General features: G+C 71.0%; 22 protein-coding genes and 1 pseudogene. 11 read left to right on the top strand and 12 right to left on the bottom strand.

Going from position 1 to position 22,639, the window contains the following annotated elements; all coding sequences use genetic code 11:
• Nucleotides 1–5: 5 nt before the first annotated feature.
• The 5 genes from EAO75_RS11945 to EAO75_RS11925 all read right to left on the bottom strand — a co-directional run bounded on the left by EAO75_RS11945 (nt 6) and on the right by EAO75_RS11925 (nt 4,667).
• A complete protein-coding gene (locus EAO75_RS11945) occupies nt 6–1,439 on the bottom strand; it encodes a sensor histidine kinase (RefSeq protein ID WP_187284399.1) in 1,434 nt (477 codons plus the stop codon).
• A complete protein-coding gene (locus EAO75_RS11940) occupies nt 1,440–2,162 on the bottom strand; it encodes a response regulator transcription factor (protein ID WP_147995017.1) in 723 nt (240 codons plus the stop codon).
• Between the two features lie 142 nt (nt 2,163–2,304).
• Entirely contained in the window at nt 2,305–2,901 is a 597-nt protein-coding gene (locus tag EAO75_RS11935; protein ID WP_147995016.1) for an FMN reductase, read from the bottom strand.
• Nucleotides 2,898–3,992 (bottom strand): LLM class flavin-dependent oxidoreductase, encoded by a 1,095-nt coding sequence (locus EAO75_RS11930; protein WP_147995015.1) that lies wholly within the window; start codon nt 3,990–3,992, stop codon nt 2,898–2,900. The genes EAO75_RS11935 and EAO75_RS11930 overlap by 4 nt, the downstream gene beginning before the upstream one ends.
• A gap of 84 nt (nt 3,993–4,076) precedes the next feature.
• Complete coding sequence (locus EAO75_RS11925; RefSeq protein WP_147995014.1) at nt 4,077–4,667, bottom strand: TIGR03086 family metal-binding protein; 591 nt, start codon at nt 4,665–4,667, stop codon at nt 4,077–4,079.
• Nucleotides 4,668–4,752: 85 nt separating this feature from the next.
• Between EAO75_RS11925 and EAO75_RS11920 the strand changes: the two genes are divergently transcribed.
• Nucleotides 4,753–5,574 (top strand): helix-turn-helix domain-containing protein, encoded by an 822-nt coding sequence (locus EAO75_RS11920; protein WP_147995013.1) that lies wholly within the window; start codon nt 4,753–4,755, stop codon nt 5,572–5,574.
• Between the two features lie 142 nt (nt 5,575–5,716).
• Here EAO75_RS11920 and EAO75_RS11910 read toward each other — a convergent pair whose 3' ends face one another.
• Nucleotides 5,717–6,607, bottom strand: coding sequence for an NADP-dependent oxidoreductase (locus EAO75_RS11910; protein WP_147995011.1), 891 nt, complete (start codon nt 6,605–6,607; stop codon nt 5,717–5,719).
• A gap of 129 nt (nt 6,608–6,736) precedes the next feature.
• On the opposite strand from EAO75_RS11910, the gene EAO75_RS11905 reads away from it, so the two are divergent.
• On the top strand, nt 6,737–7,144 hold the full coding sequence (locus tag EAO75_RS11905; protein ID WP_147995010.1) for a winged helix-turn-helix transcriptional regulator: 408 nt from the start codon (nt 6,737–6,739) through the stop codon (nt 7,142–7,144).
• A gap of 23 nt (nt 7,145–7,167) precedes the next feature.
• On the opposite strand, the gene EAO75_RS11900 is transcribed toward EAO75_RS11905, so the two are convergent.
• Complete coding sequence (locus tag EAO75_RS11900; protein ID WP_147995009.1) at nt 7,168–7,641, bottom strand: hypothetical protein; 474 nt, start codon at nt 7,639–7,641, stop codon at nt 7,168–7,170.
• Between the two features lie 184 nt (nt 7,642–7,825).
• Between EAO75_RS11900 and EAO75_RS11895 the strand changes: the two genes are divergently transcribed.
• A complete protein-coding gene (locus EAO75_RS11895; protein ID WP_147995008.1) occupies nt 7,826–8,161 on the top strand; it encodes a YnfA family protein in 336 nt (111 codons plus the stop codon).
• 25 nt (nt 8,162–8,186) lie between these two features.
• Here EAO75_RS11895 and EAO75_RS11890 read toward each other — a convergent pair whose 3' ends face one another.
• Nucleotides 8,187–8,621, bottom strand: coding sequence for an ester cyclase (locus tag EAO75_RS11890; RefSeq protein ID WP_147995007.1), 435 nt, complete (start codon nt 8,619–8,621; stop codon nt 8,187–8,189).
• A 103-nt stretch (nt 8,622–8,724) separates the two neighbouring features.
• Here EAO75_RS11890 and EAO75_RS11885 point away from each other — a divergent pair.
• Nucleotides 8,725–9,498: pseudogene (locus EAO75_RS11885) on the top strand (SDR family NAD(P)-dependent oxidoreductase); the annotation flags it as partial.
• 153 nt (nt 9,499–9,651) lie between these two features.
• On the opposite strand, the gene EAO75_RS11880 reads toward EAO75_RS11885, so the two are convergent.
• Nucleotides 9,652–10,845 carry an RtcB family protein gene (locus EAO75_RS11880; protein WP_147995006.1) on the bottom strand — a complete coding sequence of 398 codons (1,194 nt, stop codon included), beginning with the start codon at nt 10,843–10,845 and terminating at the stop codon, nt 9,652–9,654.
• Between the two features lie 216 nt (nt 10,846–11,061).
• Between EAO75_RS11880 and EAO75_RS11875 the strand changes: the two genes are divergently transcribed.
• The 3 genes from EAO75_RS11875 to EAO75_RS11865 all read left to right on the top strand — a co-directional run bounded on the left by EAO75_RS11875 (nt 11,062) and on the right by EAO75_RS11865 (nt 14,442).
• A complete protein-coding gene (locus EAO75_RS11875; protein ID WP_147995005.1) occupies nt 11,062–11,949 on the top strand; it encodes a DUF3558 domain-containing protein in 888 nt (295 codons plus the stop codon).
• A gap of 137 nt (nt 11,950–12,086) precedes the next feature.
• Nucleotides 12,087–12,965 carry a DUF3558 domain-containing protein gene (locus EAO75_RS11870; RefSeq protein ID WP_261989245.1) on the top strand — a complete coding sequence of 293 codons (879 nt, stop codon included), beginning with the start codon at nt 12,087–12,089 and terminating at the stop codon, nt 12,963–12,965.
• A gap of 166 nt (nt 12,966–13,131) precedes the next feature.
• Entirely contained in the window at nt 13,132–14,442 is a 1,311-nt protein-coding gene (locus EAO75_RS11865) for a DUF2637 domain-containing protein (RefSeq protein WP_147995003.1), read from the top strand.
• 53 nt (nt 14,443–14,495) lie between these two features.
• Here the strand turns inward: EAO75_RS11865 and lysS are convergent, their stop codons facing one another.
• On the bottom strand, nt 14,496–16,241 hold the full coding sequence (gene lysS, locus EAO75_RS11860) for a lysine--tRNA ligase (protein WP_147995002.1): 1,746 nt from the start codon (nt 16,239–16,241) through the stop codon (nt 14,496–14,498).
• 193 nt (nt 16,242–16,434) lie between these two features.
• Here lysS and argS point away from each other — a divergent pair, with 193 nt between their 5' ends.
• Nucleotides 16,435–18,189: an arginine--tRNA ligase gene (argS, locus tag EAO75_RS11855; RefSeq protein WP_147995001.1), complete on the top strand. Its 1,755-nt coding sequence runs from the start codon at nt 16,435–16,437 to the stop codon at nt 18,187–18,189.
• Nucleotides 18,190–18,291: 102 nt separating this feature from the next.
• Here argS and EAO75_RS11850 read toward each other — a convergent pair whose 3' ends face one another.
• Nucleotides 18,292–18,747, bottom strand: coding sequence for a peptidoglycan-binding domain-containing protein (locus EAO75_RS11850; RefSeq protein WP_147995000.1), 456 nt, complete (start codon nt 18,745–18,747; stop codon nt 18,292–18,294).
• 332 nt (nt 18,748–19,079) lie between these two features.
• On the opposite strand from EAO75_RS11850, the gene EAO75_RS11845 reads away from it, so the two are divergent.
• The 3 genes from EAO75_RS11845 to EAO75_RS11835 are packed head-to-tail and all read left to right on the top strand — an operon-like array spanning nt 19,080 to nt 21,583.
• Complete coding sequence (locus tag EAO75_RS11845) at nt 19,080–19,886, top strand: peptidoglycan-binding protein (protein ID WP_147994999.1); 807 nt, start codon at nt 19,080–19,082, stop codon at nt 19,884–19,886.
• Complete coding sequence (locus tag EAO75_RS11840) at nt 19,883–20,743, top strand: XRE family transcriptional regulator (RefSeq protein ID WP_147994998.1); 861 nt, start codon at nt 19,883–19,885, stop codon at nt 20,741–20,743. The genes EAO75_RS11845 and EAO75_RS11840 overlap by 4 nt, the downstream gene beginning before the upstream one ends.
• 36 nt (nt 20,744–20,779) lie before the next feature.
• Nucleotides 20,780–21,583: a DUF4253 domain-containing protein gene (locus tag EAO75_RS11835; protein WP_147994997.1), complete on the top strand. Its 804-nt coding sequence runs from the start codon at nt 20,780–20,782 to the stop codon at nt 21,581–21,583.
• A gap of 10 nt (nt 21,584–21,593) precedes the next feature.
• On the opposite strand, the gene EAO75_RS11830 is transcribed toward EAO75_RS11835, so the two are convergent.
• Nucleotides 21,594–22,427 (bottom strand): arylamine N-acetyltransferase family protein, encoded by an 834-nt coding sequence (locus EAO75_RS11830; protein ID WP_147994996.1) that lies wholly within the window; start codon nt 22,425–22,427, stop codon nt 21,594–21,596.
• Nucleotides 22,428–22,639: the final 212 nt, after the last annotated feature.

The raw sequence follows: 22,639 nt of genomic DNA, 5'->3' as shown, positions 1-22,639 counted from the left end.
GCCCCTCAGCCCGAGCCCCCCACCGTGAACCCGATCGACGTGCCGCCGCCCTCCCGGCGGAGCGCGAACGGTGCTCCGCCGTGGGCGAGTGCCACCTCCCGCACGATCGACAGGCCCAGCCCGGACCCGGGCAGGGAACGCGCGGCGGCGGCGCGGTAGAAGCGGTCGAAGACGCGGATCAGGTCGTCCTCGGCGATGCCGGGCCCCCGGTCGAGGACCTCTACGCGGACCGTGCCCGGGCGGGCGGGGCCGGCGATGTTGATCTCGATCGGCGCGGTGCCGTCGCGGTCGAACTTCGCCGCGTTGTCGACCAGGTTGGTCACCGCCCGCTGGAGCATCCCGGGCCGTCCCTGCGTCGCCGTCTCCCCGCTCGCGCGCACGAGGATCCGGCGCCCGGTCCGCCGCCGTGCGACGACCGCGACGTCCTCGGCGATGTCGGCGAGGTCCACCCGCTGGGCCGGCTCCGTGTCGGACTGCCCGGCCGCCAGATCGACCAACTCGTTGACCAGGTCGGTCAGTTCGCGCGCCTCCTGGCCCAGGTCGGCCACCAGCTCGCCGCGCGTTTCGGGCGGCAGCTCGTCGATCCGGCGCAGCAGGGAGATGTTCGTACGCAGGGAGGTGAGCGGCGTACGCAGCTCGTGGCCCGCATCCTGCACGAGGCGCCGCTGGTCCTCCTCCGACTGGGCCAGCCGCCCCAGCATGCGGTCGAAGGCCCGGCCGAGGCGGCCGACCTCGTCGTAGCCCGTGACGGGTACCTGGATGCCGAGCTGCCGGGTGCGGGCGACGTCCTCGGCCGCGTCGGTGAGGACGACCAGGCGGCGCGTGATGCGCCGGGCCAGCCACCAGCCGAAGAGCCCCGCGAGTGTCACCACGGCCGCCATCAGCAGCAGCGTCCGCTGCTGGAGCGCCCGCAGCAGGTCCTCCGTGTCGCTGAACTCCTGCGCGATCTGCACCGCGCCCCGCCCACCGCCGAGCGCGACGGTGGCGACGCGGTAGACGTCGCTGCCGACGTCGACGTCCCGGTGCTGGACCATCCGCCCGGCCGTCCCGTCGGCCGCGATCCGCCGGTCGGCGCCCGTGACGGGCAGCCCCGGCCGCCCCGGGTCGACCACGGCACCGTCGGGGCCCAGCACCTGCACATCGGTACGGGCGGGCCGTACGAGATCGTGGCCCGGCGCCGAGGAGGAGAAGTCCTCCGGCCGCATCGGCCGCTGGCGCACCTCGCCGCGCAGGTCCTGCACGACCTCATCGAACACGGACTCCTGGTCCACCCGCACCAGCCGGGCGGCGGCGGTGTACGACAGCAGCCCGACCAAGACGGTGACCACGGCGGTCACGGCCGCGAAGGACACGGCGAAGGTGGAGCGCAGCGAGACCAGCCCGGTCCGCCGCCGCCCGGTCAGCAGCCGGGCGAGCCGACGGCGCGCGGGGCCGCCCACTCAGTCCTCCCGCAGCACGTAACCCACCCCGCGCACCGTGTGGATCAGCTGCGGCGCGCCGGGCTCGTCGAGCTTGCGGCGCAGATAGCCGACGTAGACGGCGAGGTTCTTGGAGCCGGGACCGAAGTCGTAGCCCCAGATCCGGTCGTAGATGGTGGAGTGGTCGAGGACGATGCCGGCGTTGCGCACCAACAGCTCGAGCAGCTCGAACTCGGTTCGCGTGAGCTCCAGCTCCCGCCCGCCCCGCCAGGCCCGCCGCGCCTGCGGGTCCATCCGCAGCCCGGCCGCCTCGATCAGCCGGCCGGTGGTCTCGGGGGCCTGCTTCGGTACGTCGACGGGGGCGGCGCCGTTCGTCTCGCTGGTGCGGCGCAGCAGGGCGCGCAGCCGGGCGAAGACCTCTTCCACGTCGAAGGGCTTCACCACGTAGTCGTCGGCGCCCGCGTCCAGGCCCGCGATGCGGTCCTGGGTCTCCACGAGCGCCGTCAGCATCAGGATCGGGGTGCGGTCGCCCTCGGCGCGCAGCACCCGGCAGACCTGGAGTCCGTCGATGCCGGGCATCATCACGTCCAGGACGAGCACGTCCGGCGGCGTGCGGTGGGCCTGCGCCAGCGCCTCGACGCCGTCGGCGACCGCGGTGACCTGATAGCCCTCCAGGGTCAGCGCGCGCTCCAGCGCGTGGCGGATGGCGCGGTCGTCTTCGGCGAGGAGAACAGTCTGGGACACGGGTTCAGTCTGCCAAGGCCTCCGGCGGTTCGGCCGGGTGGGCTGCGCCGCAGTTGCCCTTCTTACTGGGCTCACACCCTCACACGGCCGCCTCTGGGGGCTGCGCCCCCAGACCCCGCTTTCGGCCTGAACCGCCTCGTCCTCAATCGCCGGACAGGCTGGATAGGGCCGCCAGCTGCTCGGCGAACGGCACCACCTCGGGCTCGGCCCTTTTCTGGGCGGGCCGTCCGGCCATCAGCATGACCAGCTCCCCCGCCGCCTGCTCGACGCGCCTGTCCAAGCCCTCCGCACCCCAGTCCTCCGAGGCGCCGTACACGCCGGTCGGGACGACCACGGCCCGCAGGTGGGCGAAGAGCGGACGCAGCGCGTGCTCCAGGACCAGCGAGTGCCGGGCCGTACCGCCGGTCGCGGCGATCAGCACCGGGATGCCCGCCAGGGCGTCCTTCTCGATCACGTCGAAGAACGACTTGAACAGCCCGCTGTACGACGCCGAGAACACCGGCGTGACCACGATCAGCCCGTCCGCCGAGGTCACCGCGTCGATCGCGGCGGCCAGCCGCCGGCCGGGGAAGCCGTTGGTGAAGTTGTGCGCGATCTCCACGGCGAGGTCGCGCAGCTCGACGACCTCGACGTCCACCGGGTCGGCACTGCGCCCCACCACCGCCGCGGCCAGCCGGTCTCCCAGCAGCCGCGTGGAGGACGGGACGCTCAACCCCGCGGACACGACGACGAGCTTCATGCGACGGTCACCTCCTGCGACTCCTTCCCGGCCAGCAGGGAGGCGTGCGTGGGCGCGTCCGGCACCTCGGCCGGGCGCCGGGCGGCGAACTCCTTGCGCAGCACCGGTACGACCTCCTCGCCGAGCATGTCGATCTGCTCCAGGACGGTCTTCAGCGGCAGCCCGGCGTGGTCCATCAGGAACAGCTGGCGCTGGTAGTCACCGGCGTACTCGCGGAAGCCCAGCGTCTTCTCGATCACCTGCTGCGGGGAGCCGACCGTCAGCGGGGTCTGCTGGGTGAACTCCTCCAGCGACGGGCCGTGCCCGTAGACCGGGGCGACGTCGAAGTAGGGCCGGAACTCACGGATCGCGTCCTGGGAGTTCTTCCGCATGAAGACCTGACCGCCGAGCCCCACGATGGCCTGCTCGGGCGTGCCGTGGCCGTAGTGGGCGTACCGGGACCGGTACAGGTCGATCATCCGCTTGGTGTGGTCGGCCGGCCAGAAGATGTTGTTGTGGAAGAAGCCGTCGCCGTAGTACGCCGCCTGCTCGGCGATCTCCGGGGAGCGGATCGAGCCGTGCCAGACGAAGGGCGCGACCCCGTCCAGCGGCCGCGGCGTGGACGTGAAGCCCTGCAGCGGCGTACGGAACTTGCCCTCCCAGTTCACGACGTCCTCGCGCCACAGCCGGTGCAGCAGGGCGTAGTTCTCGATGGCGAGGTTGATGCCCTGGCGGATGTCCTGGCCGAACCAGGGGTAGACCGGGCCGGTGTTGCCGCGGCCCATCATCAGGTCCACCCGGCCGTCGGCCAGGTGCTGGAGCATCGCGAAGTCCTCGGCGATCTTCACCGGGTCGTTGGTGGTGATGAGGGTGGTGGAGGTGGAGAGGATCAGCCGCTCCGTCTGCGCCGCGATGTAGCCGAGCATCGTCGTCGGCGACGAGGGCACGAAGGGCGGGTTGTGGTGCTCACCCGTGGCGAAGACGTCAAGACCCACCTCCTCGGCCTTCAGCGCGATGGCGACCATGGCCTTGATGCGGTCGCGCTCGGTCGGCGTACGGCCCGTGGTGGGGTCCGGCGTCACGTCGCCGACGCTGAAGATCCCGAACTGCATGGTCGCTCATCCTCCAGATTGTTGACGGTTCAACTATACCCGGAGAACGGTGACCTGCCAGGGACTATTCCCGGCCCGCCATGACTACCACCAGTGCGGATCCCGGCCGGTCCGGGCGAGCAGCCGCTCGAACCGGGACGCGCCCTCGGGCTCCGCCACCGGCTCCCCGAACACCCCCATCTTCCTGGCCGTCGGCGCCAGCGTGTCCACCGCGCCGGCCAGCTCCGCCACGACCGCCTCGTCGGCACCCGGGTAGTCCTGGCCCGTGGCCTGCGCCAGGTCCCACACATGCACGGTCAGATCGAGCAGCGCCATCGAGCCGACCAGCCGCGCGGGCATGTCCATCGCGCCGGTCGTCCCGTCCTCGGCACCGGGCGCGGACCAGGCCGCCACCAGCCGGTCCGCCTCGTCGGCGAGCCGCTCGCGCCACTCGGGGCCGTCGGCGACCCGGTCGGGGGTGTCGCCGAAGTCCGACGCCTCCTTCGCGGCCAGCCGCTGGAACTGCACGATCACCTGGAAGAGGTGATTGACCAGGGCCTTCACGTCGTACTCCGCGCAGGGCGTGGGCGCGGCGAGCGTCTCGTCGGGAATGCCGCGCACCACCGGAACCGCCCGCTCGCGCGCCATCGCCAGCAGCTCACCGATGTCGTACGTCTTCACACCGTTCGTATCCATGCGTCGACCGTAGGAAATCCGACCCCGCTCCTTCTTGAAGAAACGCGACGCCCTGCTCGGCGAAATCCCGACGTACGATCCGGCCATGGAGGCACCCCGCCACGACACCCGCGGGATCGTCGACCCGTCCGGGCTGCTGAACCGCGTACGGTTCCGCCGGCACGAGCCCGCCGAGCCGCTGCGCCGGTACGTCGAGTGGTACTGGCTCATCGACTGGGACCTGCCCCTGCCCTACGCCTCCCACGTCGTCCCGCACCCGGCCGTCAATCTCACCTTCCAGTGGGACGAGGACGAGGGCCCGCCGTACGCCGAGGTCACCGGCGTCGCGCTGGGCCTGTACACCCGCAAGCTGACCGGACGGGGCCGGGTCTGCGGGGTGAAGTTCCGGCCCGGCGGATTCCGCCCGTACGCCCCCGAGGCCCCGGTGTCCCGCTGGACGGGCCGCGCGCTGCCCGCCCATGAGGTGTTCCCGCAGGCCACGGCCGACACCACCGGCACGATCGTCACCCCGGCCGACGACCGGGCCCGCGTGGCCGCCCTGAACACCTTCCTCCTGGCCCTCCCCTGCACCCCGGACCCCCAGGCCGACCAGGCCATGAGCCTCGTCCGGCACATCCGCGCCGACCGGACGGTCCGCCGCGTCGGCGACTTCGCCGAGGAACAGGGCCTGTCGGTACGGGCGCTCCAGCGGCTCTTCTCGACCTACGTCGGCGTCAGCCCCAAGTGGTGCATCCTGCGCTACCGCATCCACGAGGCCCTGGAACTCGCCGGCACCCGCAGCGACGTCGACTGGGCCGCCCTCGCCGCCGACCTCGGCTACGCCGACCAGGCCCACCTGGTCCGCGACTTCACGACAACGGTGGGGGTGCCGCCGACGACTTACGCACAGGGAGTGGAACCGACGTAGCCAGACCCAGACGCATCCACCTGGCTGCGGCCAGGCCCGCCCGCCGCCTGCCCAGCCGCGGGCAGTCGTGCCGCTGGGACGGCACGGGTGGGCGCAGCGGCACCCCGCCGGCGCGGGCGGGCGAACCCACCCCCACCGACCCTCACGGCACCAGCACCAAACGCCCCCGAACTCCGCCCTCAGCAAGCCGCGCATGCGCCTTCGCCGCGTCGTCGAGCGAGAACGTCTGCGCCACCCGAGTCGTCAACACCCCGTCCTCCACCAACCGCACCAGCTCCGCCAACCGCGCCCCATCGGCACTCACCTCGACCGCCCCGGTCCGCACCCCCCGCACCGACCCCGGCTCAGCATGCGGAATGACGCCCATGTAGGCACCCCCGTCCCGCACCCACTCCAGCGCCGGCTCCCCCAGAAACGCCGCGTCCAGCACCGCGTCGAAGCTCCCCGCCTCGATATCGCCCGCCGTGAACCCGACCGCCCCGAGTGACCGTACGAACTCCTCGTCCGTCTCCCGCGCCAGCGCGCTGACCGCTATCCCCCGGTGCGCGGCCAGCCGCACCGCGTACCCGCCGACCGCACCCGCCGCCCCCGTCACCAGCAGCGACTGCCCCGGTTCCAGCTCCAGCCGGTCCAGCGCCTGCGCGGCGGTCAGCGCGTTCAGCGGCAGCGTCGCCGCGTGCACGGCGTCCACCGTCGCCGGCGCCACCGCGACGGCGTCCGCGTCCACGACGACGTACTCCGCATGGGTGCCCAGCGGCTTGACCGGCCCGTAGTGGAGGGCCACCACCTGGTCGCCCACACTCCACGGTCCCCCCGGGGCCACCGCGTCCACCGTCCCGGCGACGTCCCAGCCGAACCCGATCCGCTGCCCCGCACCCCCGAAGCCACCGGACCGCACACCCGCGTCCACGGGGTTCAGCGCGGCCGCCGAGACCTTGATCCGTACCTGTCGCGCACCGGGCTCCGGCACGTCGGTCTCCACGACCTCCACGGCCTCCGGCCCGCCGAACGAATTCACCACTACAGCACGCACAGGGACTCTCCTCGGTTCGTCAGCATGTGGGCGGGACGCTCTCCCGACCACTGCGAACAACCCTAGGAAGAGTTACTATCTCTGGGTAAGTAGTTACCTGGGAGTGCGTACCTACCTCAGAGGTGAGCCATGGCGACCACGACGGCGGCCCAGCGACGCGAACAGGCCCGTTTCGAATACGACGCGTTCCTCAAGAGCTGCCCCACCAACCAGCTCCTGGACCGCATCAGCGACAAGTGGGTCAGCCTGGTCGTCGCCGCCCTCGCCGCCGGCCCCATGCGCTACAGCGACCTCGGACGCAAGATCGCGGGCGTCAGCCCCAAGATGCTGACCCAGACGCTGCGCTCACTCGAACGCGACGGCCTCCTCACCCGCACCGTCACCCCGTCCGTCCCGGTCCGCGTCGACTACGAGCTGACCGTGCTGGGCCAGAACCTGGCCCTGCTGCTGACGGCCGTGAAGGACTGGGCGGAGACTCACTTCGACGAGGTCCACCGGGCCCGCGAGCGCTACGACGCCGACGGCCCCGACGCATAGCGCCGGGCGGTGCCGGGCGGGCGTCAGAAGTAGTACGTGTCCCCGGTGTCCAGCACCAGCACCCGCTGCCGCTCGTCCACCCGGTCCTGGTCCACCGCCCCGTCGCTCGCCACCGTCTCGAACTCCAGCAGCACCTCCGACGGCGCGCCCTGCAGCCGTACCCGCAGACCGATCCGCTCGCCCACGGCGTCCGCGCCCAGCGCCCCGGTCCGGCACAGCACCGCCCGCTCCCCCTCCCGCGCACACCCCACGGGCAGCGTCTGCCCGTCCGCCAGCGGCTGCGACCAGCCGATCCGCACCATGGAGTCCGGCACCGCGCCCGGCCCGTGATTGTGCGGTGTGAACCGCACGTCGACCTGGCCCGCGACCATGTCGGCGGAGCCGTGATAGGCGAGATCCGCCTGGGGACGGCCCACCGCCCATGCGCCCGGAACCGCCCCGCCGACCGCCGTCGCCACGGCCGCACCGCACACCGCAGCAACCCGCATCCGCCGCATATCGCCACTCCTCACTCCATGTGGTCGTAGCGATGTATCCCACGCACGGCGCCCGGCAGGCGCCGTCCAACAGGTGACACCGGGACACAGGTGACACAGGTGACACAGGTGACACTGGGACACAGGTGACACTGGGACTCAGGTGCCCGATGGCCCTCGACGGCGGCATGCAAGGCTGATCACCATGCTGGTCCTGCGCTCCGTCGCCCTCTTCCTCGTCGCCGCCCTCTTCGAGATCGGCGGCGCGTGGCTGGTCTGGCAGGGCGTACGCGAACACCGCGGCTGGCTGTGGATCGGCGCCGGCGTCATGGCGCTCGGCGCGTACGGCTTCATCGCCACACTCCAGCCCGACGCGAACTTCGGCCGGATCCTCGCCGCGTACGGCGGCGTCTTCGTCGCCGGTTCACTGGCCTGGGGCATGGTCGCCGACGGTTACCGCCCGGACCGCTGGGACGTCACGGGCGCGCTGATCTGCCTCGCGGGCATGGCGGTGATCATGTACGCGCCGCGAGGGAACTGACACCGACCGGCGGCTGCGGCCGGGCTCAGGTCGGCTCGTCGGGCAGCAGCCCCAGCTGCCCCAGGAACTCCATCTCGTCGAAGTAGAGCCGGTAGTCGACGATCCGCCCGTCGGCGCCGACCGTGGCGAAATCGACCCCGCGGATCCTGATCTCCTTCTGCGTCGGGGGCAGCATCTCCCCCGTGGGCAACTGGATCGGCCCGGTGTTGCGGCCACTGAAGACGCCCTCGTCGATGGCGGTGTCGCCGATCTCGTACGAATGCACCGACTCGTAGGTGCCGTCCGGGACCGCCTGCGTCATCTGACGCCAGTACTCGGCGATGTCGTCCCGCCCGTGGAGCTCCCCGCCGTCCGGGGTGACGGCGACCGCGTCCTTCGCGTAGAGCTCGGCGATGGTCGTGGAGTCCGCCGTGGTGATCGCCGCGGTGAGCCGATCCATGACCTCACGTGCCTGTCCCATGATCCACCTCCTGGCCTGGGGATCACCCATCTCATTGTCCCACCGCACCGCCCGCCTATCCTGGCCGGACAGTCTCTCGACTCGAACCGCACGAGGAGCAGCCATGGCCACCGCCGCACCGTCCGCCGCCTCCCGCATCGCCGTCGTCACCGGTGCGAGCAGCGGAATCGGCGCCGCCACGGCACGGCAGCTCGCCGCGGCCGGCTACCGGGTCGTCCTGACCGCCCGCCGCAAGGACCGCATCGAGGCGCTCGCCGAGGAGATCAACGCGGCCGGCCACTCGGCGGCGGCGTACCAGCTGGACGTCACGGACCGCACGGCAGTGGACGAGTTCGCGACGGCCTTCAAGACGATCGGCGTCCTGGTCAACAACGCGGGCGGCGCACTCGGCGCCGACCCGGTCGCGACCGGCGACCCCGCCGACTGGCGCACGATGTACGAGACGAACGTCATCGGCACCCTGAACCTCACCCAGGCCCTGCTCCCCCAACTGGAGGCGAGCGGCGACGGCACGGTGGTGGTCGTCTCCTCGACGGCCGGCCACGGCACCTACGAGGGCGGCGGGGGTTATGTCGCCGCCAAGCACGGCGCCCATGTCCTCGCCGAGACCCTGCGACTGGAGATCGTCGGCCGCCCGGTCCGCGTCATCGAGGTCGCGCCCGGCATGGTCAGGACGGACGAGTTCGCCCTGACCCGCTTCGGCGGCGACGAGGCCAAGGCCGCCAAGGTCTACGCCGGCGTGGCGGATCCCCTGACGGCCGACGACGTGGCCGACACCATCACCTGGGCGGTCACCCGCCCCAGCCACGTCAACATCGACCTCCTCGTCGTCCGCCCCCGCGCCCAGGCGTCCAACACGAAGGTGCACAGGGACCTCGTGGAGGTCGTGGCGAAGCTGAAGCAGGTCCCAAGGACCCCCACAACGAACGCCAGATGTGGTGGTGGCTCGGCTACTTCCTGTTCGGCATCCACATCGTGGCGTTCGTGATGATCTACGCGGTGACACACGCGCCGAAGTAGGCGACCCGCGTCAGCCCTTGACGCACACGACCTGCTTCAGCTTCGCCACGACCTCCACGAGGTCCCGCTGCTGATCGATGACCTGCTCGATCGGCTTGTACGCGCCCGGGATCTCGTCCACGACACCGGAGTCCTTACGGCACTCCACGCCCCGCGTCTGCTCCTCCAGGTCCTTGGTCGTGTACCGCCGCTTCGCCGCGTTCCGGCTCATGCGCCGACCCGCGCCGTGCGACGCCGAGTTGAAGGCCTTCTCGTTGCCGAGGCCCTTCACGATGTACGAACCCGTCCCCATGGAGCCGGGGATGATCCCGTACTCGCCGGAGCCCGCCCGGATCGCGCCCTTCCGGGTGACGAGCAGGTCCATGCCGTCGTAGCGCTCCTCGGCCACGTAATTGTGGTGCGCGCTGATCTCGGACTCGAAGGTCGGCTTGGCCTTCTTGAACTCCTTGCGGATCACGTCCTTCAGGAGCGCCATCATGATCGTGCGGTTGTACTTGGCGTACTCCTGCGCCCAGAACAGGTCGTTGCGGTACGCCGCCATCTGCGGCGTGTCCGCCACGAAGACGGCGAGGTCACGGTCGACCAGGCCCTGGTTGTGCGGGAGCTTCTGGGCCACGCCGATGTGGAACTCGGCCAGTTCCTTGCCGATGTTCCGGGAACCGGAGTGCAGCATCAGCCATACAGAACCGGTCGTATCCGTGCAGACCTCGACAAAGTGGTTGCCGGATCCGAGCGTCCCCATCTGCTTGGTCGCCCGCTCCTCCCGGAACTTCACCGCCTCCGCGACCCCGTCGAACCGCCCCCAGAAGTCGTCCCACCCAGCCGTACCGAAGCCGTGCAGCCGCCCCGGATCCACGGGACTGTCATGCATCCCCCGCCCCACCGGAATCGCCTGCTCGATCTTCGACCGCAGCCGGGACAGATCCCCCGGCAGGTCGTTGGCCGTCAGGGACGTCTTGACCGCCGACATCCCGCAGCCGATGTCCACCCCGACCGCCGCCGGACACACGGCCCCGTGCATGGCGATGACGGACCCGACCGTCGCCCCCTTCCCGTAATGCACGTCCGGCATCACGGCGAGGCCCTTGATCCACGGCAGGGTCGCGACGTTCTGGAGCTGCTGCAGTGCGGAGCCCTCGATCGTCGCCGGGTCGGCCCACATACGGATGGGAACCTTCGCGCCCGGCATCTCCACGTACGACATATCGTCCTCAATCCCCCGGAAACAAAACACAAGCATGAAATCGCAAAACCGGCGCCAAGGTCGATGAAAAGGGACAACGGACCGGCGTCCACGGCAGTGCGTGCGATACACATTGTCTCCAGTGGGCGCCCCCGCGCGGCAAGCGATTAACCAGCGGGGACACTGAGAGACCGGCAGCGGACCGACCATCCAGTCACCGTCGAGAGGAGCCTGACCGTGCAGCGGAAGGCCTACGTATCCGGCGTCGCCGCGCTCCTCGCGGCGCTGCTGGCAGGCTGCACCGGCAGCTCCGACAGCGGCGGCACGGCCGACGACTCCAACCCCGGCGACTCCGGCACGGCGGCGGCGCCGGCCGAACCCGGCCGGTACCGCGTGCTGCCCGAACCGTGCGGCGTGGTCGGCGAGGACACGCTCGACTCGCTCCTGCCCGGCATCCAGGAGGTCACGGACGCCGACCAGCAGGAGAAGGCGTACGAGGGCACGCCGACGCTCACCTACGACACCGACCGCAAGGTCGGCTGCCGTTGGAAGGTGGAGTCGGCCGACGCCACCGACCACCTCACCGTCGACTTCGAGCGTGTGGTGTCCTACGACACCGCGGTCAGCGACGACAGCGAGGCGGAGCAGCTCTTCGCGACGCGGCAGGAGGCGGCGGACCTTCCCGAGCCGACGAGTTCGGACGGCGACACCGAGGGCGCGGAGGGCTCCGCGACCACCGACCCGTCGACCGGCCCGTCCACCGGCCCCGGCGGCAGCCCGAGCGGCTCACCGTCGTCCTCGGCCTCGAACTCCGCGTCCCCGTCCGTTTCGTCCTCCACCTCCCCTTCCGCGTCCGCGTCCACCGACGGCGCGGCCTCCGCCGAACTCCAGCCCCGTGTGCTGGACGACGTCGGCGACGAGGCGTTCCTCGACGACGAGCTCGCCAGCTCCGGTTCGACGGCTCAGCAGCGCACGGTGACTGTGGCGTTCCGCACGTCCAACGTGATCGTGACCATCGAGTACGAGGAGCAGCCGGCGACCGTCGGCACGGTCCCGGACAGCGAGGAAATGCAGGACAGGGCCCAGAAACTGGCCGCGCAACTGGCGGACGCGCTGTCGGACTAGCGCTCCTCGTTCACACCTCCACGCCCTTGTGCGACGTAACCGAAACGAGACCACACAGCTTCTTCACCGCGTACCGTGGCCCCTCGGACCCGATCCGAACGCAGGAACCACGAGTGTCAGTCATGAGTGAAGGAACCATGCAGCGAGTTGCAGAGCGAGACCAACATGACCGGCGTGACCAGCGCGAGCAGCGGGCGAGGGGCCTGCGCCGCGCCCTTGTGTGCGCGGGTGTCGTCCCCGTGATGCTGGTCGCCGCGGCCTGTTCCTCGGACTCCGGTTCGGACGACAAGGCGGCCGACAGCAGCACGAAGACGTCGGCGTCCGAGTCGGCGAGCCCGTCGCCGACGGTGCAGGCGGCCGTGTACAAGTCGCTTCCCGAGCCGTGCAAGGTGCTGGCGAAGAAGACGCTGGAGGACCTGGTCCCGCAGGCCAAGTCCGGCAAGCGGGGCACGTCCGACGAGGCTTCGACGCGCGCCTCCTGCTCCTGGAGCAGCCTGGACAACAACGGCGTGAAGGGCTCGCAGTTCCGCTGGCTCAACGTCTCCCTGCTGCGCTTCGAGTCCGACGTCACACGTGGCTCGGGCGACAAGCTGGCGCAGGCGTACTACGAGACTCAGGTGCAGGACGCGAAGTCGGCGTCCGGCGCGAAGAACCTGAAGTCGGAGCCGGTCGCCGGGGTGGGCGACGAGGCGACGGCGGTGCGCTACGACCTGAAGAAGAAGGAGGGTTCCTTCAAGCAGGAGACGGTCGTGGCGCGGGTCGAGAACGTCGTCGTGACGCTGGACTACAACGGCGCGGGTCTGGCCGGCGAGAAGACCCCGAGCGCGGACACCCTGAACAAGCTCGCCCAGAAGGCGGTCAAGGAGGTCGTGGCCGCGGTGGGCAGGGCGAACGACGGGGGCAGCGCGGGCACGCCGAGCAGCACCCCTTCGAAGTCGGCCTCGAAGTCCCCTTCGTCGAGCCCGTCGAAGGCGGCCTCCGCCTCCCCTTCCAAGTCAGCGGCGAAGAAGAGCTGACTGTCACACCCGGCTCACCGCTGGGTCACAACGCGCAGCTCAGCCAAGCCCTTTGTACGAGCCCGGCCCGTTCGTGGGCCGGGCTCGCGCCGTACCGGAGGAACGTACGCCGTACGGATGTGCCACCCTGTTGCGCGCAACAACACGCAAGGGGAGGGGAATACGAGTGGCCGCGCCACCGCAGCTGACTCGAACGCACCGCGTTCTCATAGGCGTGGTCGTGTTCGGCGCCGTGATCATCGCCGGCATCGGCTTCGCCGGCTCGTACGCGGCCGTCCGAGAGCTGGCCATCCAGAAGGGCTTCGGGAACTTCAGCTATGTGTTCCCGATCGGCATCGACGCAGGTATCTGTGTGCTGCTGGCCCTGGATCTGCTCCTGACCTGGATCCGCATCCCGTTCCCCCTGCTGCGTCAGACGGCCTGGCTGCTGACGGCCGCGACGATCGCTTTCAACGGCGCGGCGGCCTGGCCGGACCCGCTGGGCGTGGGCATGCACGGCGTGATCCCGATCCTGTTCGTGGTCTCCGTGGAGGCGGCCCGCCACGCGATCGGCCGCATAGCGGACATCACGGCCGACAAGCACATGGAGGGCGTGCGCCTGACGCGCTGGCTCCTCTCCCCGCTACCGACGTTCCTGCTGTGGCGCCGTATGAAGCTGTGGGAGCTGCGCTCCTACGAACAGGTCATCAAGCTGGAGCAGGAGCGTCTGGTGTACCAGGCCCGGCTGCGTTCCCGCTTCGGCCGGGCGTGGCGCAGGAAGGCGCCGGTGGAGTCGTTGATGCCGCTGCGTCTGGCGCGCTACGGGGTTCCGTTGGCGCAGACGGCTCCGGCGGGGCTGGCGGCGGCGGGCATCGAGCCCGCGCTGCTGCCGCCGGCGCCGCAGCCGGTCCTGGATGCCTATCCCGCGGCCGAGGCGGCGGCCCCGACGCCGGCCGCCACCGGGGCTGCGCCCGTCCCGCAGCAGCGGACGGCACCGGCCGGGGAGCAGCGCCCCGAGCTGGCGGGCCCGCCCGCCGTGGAGCAACAGGAGTACGTGCAGGACTGGTTCAACACTCCCCGGCAGGTCGATTACCAGGGCGGCTACAGCGCCACGTACGACCCTCAGGAGCACTACGAGGAGTGGTACCAGGAGCAGCTGCGGGCCGAGCAGTACCAGGACCAGTTCCAGCAGGAACCGCCCGCCCAGGAGCCCTCTCCGGAGGACACCGGCACCTTTCCGATCCCGGTGACCGCCAACCGCACGCGCCAGCTCGGCGAGGGCGGCGGTCCTCCGGAACGCCCTGACCCGACCGAGGAGGACTACTACCAGGTCTTCAAGAAGTCGATCGGTGGCACGGGCTACCCGACCCCGCGCGAGTTCAGCGAGAACGTGGAGGCGGAGTTCGGCGCCGCACTCCTGCCTGATGAGGCCAAGCGCATGGTCAACCGGTTCACGAAGCTCTACAACACGGAGCTGGAAGAGAACCACATCGCCTGACCCGAAGCACGAAAAAAGGGGCCCTCGGCTGAGGGCCCCTTTTTTTGTGCGGCTTACTCGCCGAGCAGGCGCCGTACCCGCTCCTGCCCCACCGCCAGCAGCAGCGTGGGCAGTCGTGGTCCGGTGTCCCGGCCGACGAGCAGGTGGTACAGCAGCGCGAAGAACGTCCGCTGAGCGGTCTTGATCTCGGCCGGCAGCTCCTTGGGCGTGGCGTCCGCGGAGAACCCGGCCTGCACCTTGGGCACGCCGTACACGAGGTGGGTCAGCCCGTCGAGCGACCAGTGCTCGGCGAGGCCGTCGAGCAGCAGCCGCAGCGACTGCTGGGACGCCTCGTCGAGGGACTTCAGCAGTTCGCCGTCGGGCTCCTCGCGCACGATGGTCCGCTGGTCGGCGGGCACCTGCGTGTTGATCCACGCCTCGGCCTTGTCGTACCGGGGGCGGGCCTCGTCCAGCGAGACCAGCGGGTTGTGCGGGTCCAGTTCGGAGAGGATCCGCAGCGCCTGGTCCTCGTGGCCGGCGGTGATGTCGGCGACGGAGGCGAGCGTCCGGTACGGCAGCGGGCGGCCCGTGCGCGGCAGCTCACCGGCGGCCGTGCGCACGGCACGCGAGTGCGCGGCGACGTCGGCGGGCAGCGCGGAGCCGTCCTCGACCTTGGCGTCCAGCTTGTCCCACTCGTCGTAGAGCCGCTGGATCTCCTGGTCGAAGGCGATCTTGAAGGACTGGTTGGGCCGGCGGCGAGCGTAGAGCCAGCGCAGCAGCTGCGGTTCCATGATCTTCAGCGCGTCGGCCGGGGTGGGTACCCCACCGCGCGAGGAGGACATCTTGGCCATGCCGCTGATGCCGACGAAGGCGTACATGGGGCCGATGGGCTGCTTGCCGCCGAAGATCCCGACGATCTGGCCGCCGACCTGGAAGSTCGAACCGGGTGAGGAGTGGTCGACGCCGCTGGGCTCGAAAATGACGCCCTCGTAGGCCCACCGCATGGGCCAGTCGACCTTCCAGACCAGCTTGCCGCGGTTGAACTCGTTGAGCCGGACGGTCTCGGAGAAGCCGCACTCGTTGCAGGTGTACGTCAGCTCGGTGGTGTCGTCGACGTAGGCGGTGACGGTGGTGAGGTCCTTCTCGCAGTTGCCGCAGTAGGGCTTGTACGGGAAGTACCCGGCGGAGCCGAGGCTGCCGTCGTCCTCGCTCGCCGCGCCGGAGCCCTCGGCGGCCTCCAGTTCGGCCTCGTCGAGGGGCTTCTGCGACTTCTTGGCGCCGCCCTTCGGCTTGGTGCGGTACTGGGCGAGCACGGCGTCGATGTCGCCGCGGTGCTTCATGGCGTGCAGGATCTGCTCCCGGTACACGCCCGAGGTGTACTGCGCGGTCTGGCTGATCCCGTCGAACTCCACGCCGAGCTCGGCGAGCGCCTCGACCATGGCCGCCTTGAAGTGCTCGGCCCAGTTCGGGTACGCCGAGCCCTGCGGCGCCGGCACGGAGGTCAGCGGCTTGCCGATGTGCTGGGTGTGGGTCTCCTTGGAGACGCCCGCGATGCCCTCGGGCACCTTGCGGTAGCGGTCGTAGTCGTCCCACGAGATCAGGTGCCGTACCTCGTGCCCCCGCCGCCGGATCTCGTCGGCGACCAGGTGCGGGGTCATGACCTCGCGCAGGTTGCCCAGATGGATGGGCCCGGAGGGAGAGAGTCCGGACGCGACGACGACCGGTTTGCCCGGGGCCCGACGCTCCGACTCCTCGATGACCTCATCCGCGAAACGGGAGACCCAGTCGGTGGTCTCGGTGCTCTGAGCCACGATCGGCACGTCCTTCTTTCTCCAGGGCAGCCAGTACGGTCAATTCAGCTGCGCACCCAGTTTAGGCGGCGCAGCCGCCTCGAAGGGGCGCGGGGAACTGCGCGGCCGGCCCGCACCGGCCCGCAGCCGCAAAAAACCCGTTTACCCCCCATGGGATACTGGCGACGTCTACCCATCCCACGAGGAGAACGGCTCCCACCCCATGGCTTCGGTCACGTCGCTCACCGATCAAGTCCAGCAGCGTCTCGCGAACGCCCTGTCGGCCACCCGGCCGGAGGCCGACGCGGACCCGCTCCTGCGACGTAGCGACCGGGCCGACTTCCAGGCCAACGGGATCCTGGCTCTCGCCAAGAAGGCCAAGTCGAACCCGAGGGAGCTGGCGACGCAGGTCGTCGGCAACATCGTCACCGGTGACGTGATCCAGGACGTCGAGGTCTCAGGGCCCGGCTTCCTCAACATCACGATCGCCGACAGGGCGATCACCGAGAACCTCGCCGCGCGGCACGCGGACGGCGAGCGTCTCGGCGTGCCGCTGAAGGAGAACGCGGGCATCACGGTCGTCGACTACGCCCAGCCGAACGTGGCGAAGGAGATGCACGTCGGTCACCTGCGGTCGGCGGTCATCGGCGACGCCCTGCGCGGCATGCTCGACTTCACCGGCGAGAAGACGATCGGCCGGCATCACATCGGCGACTGGGGCACCCAGTTCGGCATGCTCATCCAGTACCTGTTCGAGAACCCCGGCGAGCTGGCCCCCGCGGCCGACGTCGACGGCGAGCAGGCGATGAGCAACCTGAACCGGGTGTACAAGGCGTCGCGTGCGGTCTTCGACTCGGACGAGGAGTTCAAGGAGCGGGCCCGGGGGCGGGTTGTCGCCCTGCAGTCCGGTGACAAGGAGACCCTGGAGCTGTGGCAGCAGTTCGTGGACGAGTCGAAGGTCTACTTCTACTCGGTCTTCGAGAAGCTGGACATGGAGATCCGCGACGACGAGATCGTCGGCGAGTCCGCGTACAACGAGGGCATGCCCGAGACCGCCCGCCTCCTGGAGGAGATGGGTGTCGCGGTGCGCTCCGAGGGCGCGCTCGTGGTGTTCTTCGACGAGATCCGCGGCAAGGACGACCAGCCGGTCCCGCTGATCGTGCAGAAGGCGGACGGCGGTTTCGGCTACGCGGCCTCCGACCTGACGGCGATCCGCAACCGGGTCCAGGACCTGCACGCCACGTCCCTGCTCTACGTCGTGGACGTCCGTCAGTCCCTCCACTTCAAGATGGTCTTCGAGGCGGCCCGCCGCGCGGGCTGGCTGACCGACGAGGTCACCGCGCACAACATGGGCTACGGCACGGTGCTCGGCGCGGACGGCAAGCCGTTCAAGACGCGTGAGGGCGAGACCGTACGGCTTGAGGACCTGCTGGACGAGGCGGTGCAGCGGGCGGCCGAGGTCGTACGGGAGAAGGCGCAGGACCTCACCGAGGCCGAGATCCAGGAGCGGGCCGCGCAGGTCGGCATCGGCGCCGTGAAGTACGCGGACCTGTCGACGTCGCCGAACCGGGACTACAAGTTCGACCTGGACCAGATGGTGTCGCTGAACGGCGACACGTCCGTCTACCTCCAGTACGCGTACGCCCGTATCCAGTCGATCCTGCGCAAGGCGGGCGAGACGAAGCCGGCCGCGCACCCGGAGCTGGAACTGCACGCGGCGGAGCGGGCGCTCGGTCTGCACCTGGACGCGTTCGGCGACACGGTCTTCGAGGCGGCCGCGGAGTACGCCCCGCACAAGCTGGCCGCGTATCTGTACCAGCTGGCGTCGCTGTACACGTCGTTCTACGACAAGTGCCCGGTGCTGAAGGCCGAGACGCCCGAGCAGGTGCAGAACCGTCTGTTCCTGTGCGACGTGACGGCCCGGACCCTGCACCAGGGCATGGCCCTGCTGGGCATCCGGACGCCCGAGCGCCTCTGAGCACGCGAGGAAACGCGCGCGGCCCGTTCTCTCCCCCGCGGGGAGGACGGGCCGCGGCCATGTCGGGGCGACGACTCAGACCACTCAGACCACTCGGACGACTCAGCAGTACTGCCTGGAGTCGGCCGCGAAGTCCTTGAACGCGGCCTTGGTGCCCGATCCGGCGATGCCGTCGATCGCGCCGGTGTAGCCGTGGTGCGCCTTCAGGTCACGTTGCAGGGCCTTGATGGTGTTGGGGCCGACGATCCCGTCGATGTTGTCGTTGTAGCCCCAGTGCGCCTTGAGCCAGCGCTGCAACGCCTTCCAGCTGTTGGTGCCCAGCTGCCCGTCGAGGGCGCCGGTGTAGCCCCAGTAGTCCTGGATCCAGCACTGGACGTAGCGGGCCTCCGTGTTGCTGAGGCCGAGGTTGTTCACCGCGAGGACGCCGACGTCGGAGCGCACGGCCGGCCTCGCGTCCGACGCGGCGGAGCTGGTGCCCGCGGTCGCGAGGCCCGCGGCGGCAAGGCCCACGACGGCGCTGACGCTGACGAGGGTCCTCGTCCAGATGTTCGGTCGCATGTGTTTCCCTCTCGTTCCGGCTCGGGTGGCGGTGCCTGCCGCCGGCTGGCGAGACGAGAGTGCGCGGCGGGCGGCGGCGGTTGCCACAGTTGCCGCACAAGTGACGTCACCGCGGGATGTCCCACCCGCTGACCTGCACGGATACCTCCCGTCGGGACGGCACGGCGGGACGCCTGTGACGGGGCGGTGGCCGATTCCGTACCCGTGCCGGAACCAACTTCCGTGCGGCCCGTGGATGCTGATGCAGAATGCGGCGGGGGCACGGGGGCCGCTGACCACGGACCACGGACCACGGACCGCGGGCCCGGACCGTGAACGCGAATGGGGGGAACATGTCGCGTTGGGCAGCGCTGCCCGCGGAACTGGATCCGCGTGTGCGGCAGTTGGTGGTGCGGTTGCGCCGGCTGAAGGACCACAGCGGGCTGAGCCTGCGGCAGCTGGCGGCGCGGACGGGGTACAGCCAGAAGTCGTGGGAGCGGTATCTGGGCGGCCGTTCGCTGCCGCCCCGGGAGGCCGTCGACGCGCTGGCCCGGGCCGTGGACGAGGATCCGACGCGGTTACTGGCGCTGCATGAGGTGGCCGCGGAGGCGTGGGGGAACCGGCGGGCCGCGGCGGCCGTACCGGAAGTGACCGCCGCAGAGCCGGAGTTCCTCCCCGACGAAACCGCTGGGGCCGCCGGCACACGGCCCACCAGCCGTTCGCTGCGCGTCGCCCTGGTGGCGGGGGCCGTCGCGCTGGTCCTGGCCGTCTCCACGGCCGCCCTCCTCGTCGTACGACTGAGCGGCCGCGACGGCGACACGGCACACCCGACGGCTCCCCTCGCCGCGACCGCCAAGTCGGCGTCCCCGCCCGCCTCGCGGCCGCCCGCACCGACGTACACCTGCCACCTGGAACGGATCGACGACCGCTGGTACGCGGGCATCAGCCGCACCCGGGGCGCCATCCTCGCGAACGGCCACGCGGGGCCCGAGGTCGCCGAGGCGCAGTGTCTGCTGCGTCGGGCGGGCTTCTCGCCGGGCGGGATCGACGGGATCTTCGGTCCGGTGACGCAACGCGCGGTCGAGCAGGCGCAGCAGCGGGCGGGGCTGGTCGTGGACGGCATCATCGGGCCGCACACCTGGAAGGCCCTACGGCGATGACGGCGCCGTCGCCGGAACGGGCCCGACTTGCCGCCGCGCTGCTGGAGTTGAAGGGCCGCACCGGTCTGAGCCTGGCCGGGCTCGCGGCGAAGACCGCGTTCAGCAAGTCGTCCTGGGACCGCTATCTCAACGGCCACACGCTCCCTCCACGGGACGCGGTGCAGGAGCTGTGCCGGCTCGCCGGCGAGCCGGAGGGGCGCTGTGTGGCCCTGTGGGAGATCGCGGAGTCGGAGGGGAGCGGACGGGCGGCGCAGGGACCGCGCGTCCTGCCGTCTGCCCCACCCCCTCCTGAGGAGGCCCCGCCTGCCGGTGCCACCGCCGACAACAGGGACGTCCACCGCGGCGCGACGCTCGTCGCGGTGCTCGCGTCGGTGTCCGCCGTGGCCGTCGGGGGCGTTGCCGCGGTGGTGCTGCTGCTGCCGCACCGGGACGGCGAGCCGCGTGCGTCGCTGTCACCGCCCGCGTCCGCGGTCGAGCCGCGTTGCCGGTCAGAGGTCTGCGAGGGCAAGAGCCCGATGCGCATGAAGTGCGCCCCGGCGCCGGAGACCCTCGCCTCGTACCGGACCGCCACCGGCGCCTGGCTGGAGCTGCGCTACAGCCAGGAGTGCGGGACGAGTTGGGCCCGGATGTGGGGGACACGCGTCGGCGACCGGCTGGAGATGTCGGCACGCGGCGACGACGGCGAAAAGGCCCGTGCCGGAGGCGTCCGCTGCGCGGAGATCCGGGACGGCATCGACGCGGACTCCTACGTCTACACCCCGATGACCGCGGCCCGCCCCGGAACCGTGGTGCGGGCCTGCTTCCACCCGGCGGTGGGCGGCGGTACGGAGTGCTTCGACAGCACAGTGGTGAGGTGAAGTGAGTTGTCAGTGCCGCCCCCTAAAGTCACGGGCATGGCGACACTTCCGAACCCTCTGCCGAAGCTCACGAGCGACCCCTCCGGTGCCGCTCTCGGCCTCCGACTCCCGCCGGGAAGGCTCCTCGACGCGACCACGGAGGGCCCGTGGCACGAGCCGCTGCTGTGGCTCGCCGACGCACGGGCGACGCCGGGCGCCTGGTCCGCGCTGACCCCGGCCCGGCGGATTGCCGGCCTGTTGCCGGTCGTCGTCGACGCGGGCAGCCGCCATGGCGGCCCGCAGGACTGGGAGTTGATGCCCGGCGAGATGTCGTACCCGGGAGATCACGACGCCGACGAGGTCCTGGCGGAGCTCTGGGACGAATACGCGGCAGGGGAGACGCAGGAGGAGTGGCCCGGCCTGGCCGGCACCCCGGCTTCAGCCGCCGACTCCGTGGACCCGGAAGCGGTGGCCGCCGACATCGCGGACTCCCTGGTGGAGAGCGGAGGTCTGCTGGACGACCCCCGCCTCGCCCTCGTCCCGGCCCGCCGCAGCGCGGACCTTCCGGCGGCGATCGGCTGGACGGGCCCGGTGAACCACGAGGGCGACACCGCCCGCCTCTGCGCGGTGCTCCGCTCCTGGGAGGACCGCTTCGGCATACGGGTCGTCGCGCTCGGCTTCGACCACCTCCTGGTCTCCGTGGCGTTCCCGCCGGACACCCTGGCCGAGGCGGAGGCCGTCGCCGCCGAGCATTTCTCGTTCTGCCCGGACAACATCCTGCAGAGCAGCGATACCAGCATCCGCGCCTACGCCGAGAACCGCCTGCTCAACCAGCCGGCCTGGCACTTCTGGTGGGACTGACGGCCCGCCCTCACGCGGGCAGCAGCGTCATGCCCTCCGGGGCGTCGATCCCGAACTCCCGCGCCAGCAGCCGACGCGCCTCCACCTCCCGCGTCACCTCGCGCTCGACGACCGTGCCGTCCGCCCGCGTCTCGGTGAGGAGCCGGCCGTTGAGGAGCAGGTGGCGCTCGGCGGTGAGGCTCTGGACGTAGACGCGCTGGGTGAAGGGCGAGCGCGGGTTGGTGCCGATGTGCCAGTTGATGACCTCGAAGTCGGGCTTCTCGAACGGCTCCAGGGTGAAGGCGTACTGGTCGGCCCACTCGTCCTTCGCCCTGTCGTGCGCCTGTAGCAGCCACAGTTCGAGCGGCCCGTGGTGCGGGGCGTGGGCGAGCCGGTGCCGGCGCCCGGCGTCGCGGAACTCGACGCCGGCGGTCAGCGGCACCGGCTCCAGCAGCGCACCGATGGCGCCGAAGCCGACGTCCGCGAGATACGGCTGCGGGTCGCCGGGCGCCCGGACGAGCAGCGCCATGTGGGTGCGCGGCCGGCTCTCGATGCGGTCGGCTCCGACGACGACGCGTGCGCCCAGCCGGGTCACCTCGAAGCCCAGCGCCTCCAGGGCGTCCGCGAAGAGCGAGTTGTGCTCGTAGCAGTAGCCGCCGCGCCGGCTGTGCACCAGCTTGGCCATCAGGTCGGCCGGGTCGAGGGACGGGGCGATGCGCCTGAGGGCGTCCAGGTTCTCGAACGGGATGCCCCGCAGATGCGCCAGGTGCACTCCCCGCAGCGTCGCCACGTCGGCGCGCCGCTCCCCCTCCCAACCGATCCGCCGGAGATACGCGTCGAGATCGAACCGCAAGCTGTCGGACATGGCTTCACCTTAGGAACCCCGGCCGGTCCCCGTCTGCCGTCCACGGCCCGACCCGCCCTGGACCCTTCGCCCTAGGCCCGCGGGCTCCGGGTGTACGGCGTCGCGGACGGCCCCGTCGAGCGGGTCGGCATGGTGGGCCCCGGTCACTACCTGCGCATCACCCCCACGCTCTCGTGGAGCTGGAACCTGTCGGACCCGCCCCGCCCGGCCGG

It is taken from the genome of Streptomyces sp. UW30, assembly GCF_008042075.1.
In the GTDB taxonomy this organism is placed as follows: domain Bacteria; phylum Actinomycetota; class Actinomycetes; order Streptomycetales; family Streptomycetaceae; genus Streptomyces.
The sequence above is the reverse complement of the archived record's forward strand: the minus strand, read 5'-3'. Positions and strand labels throughout refer to the sequence as shown.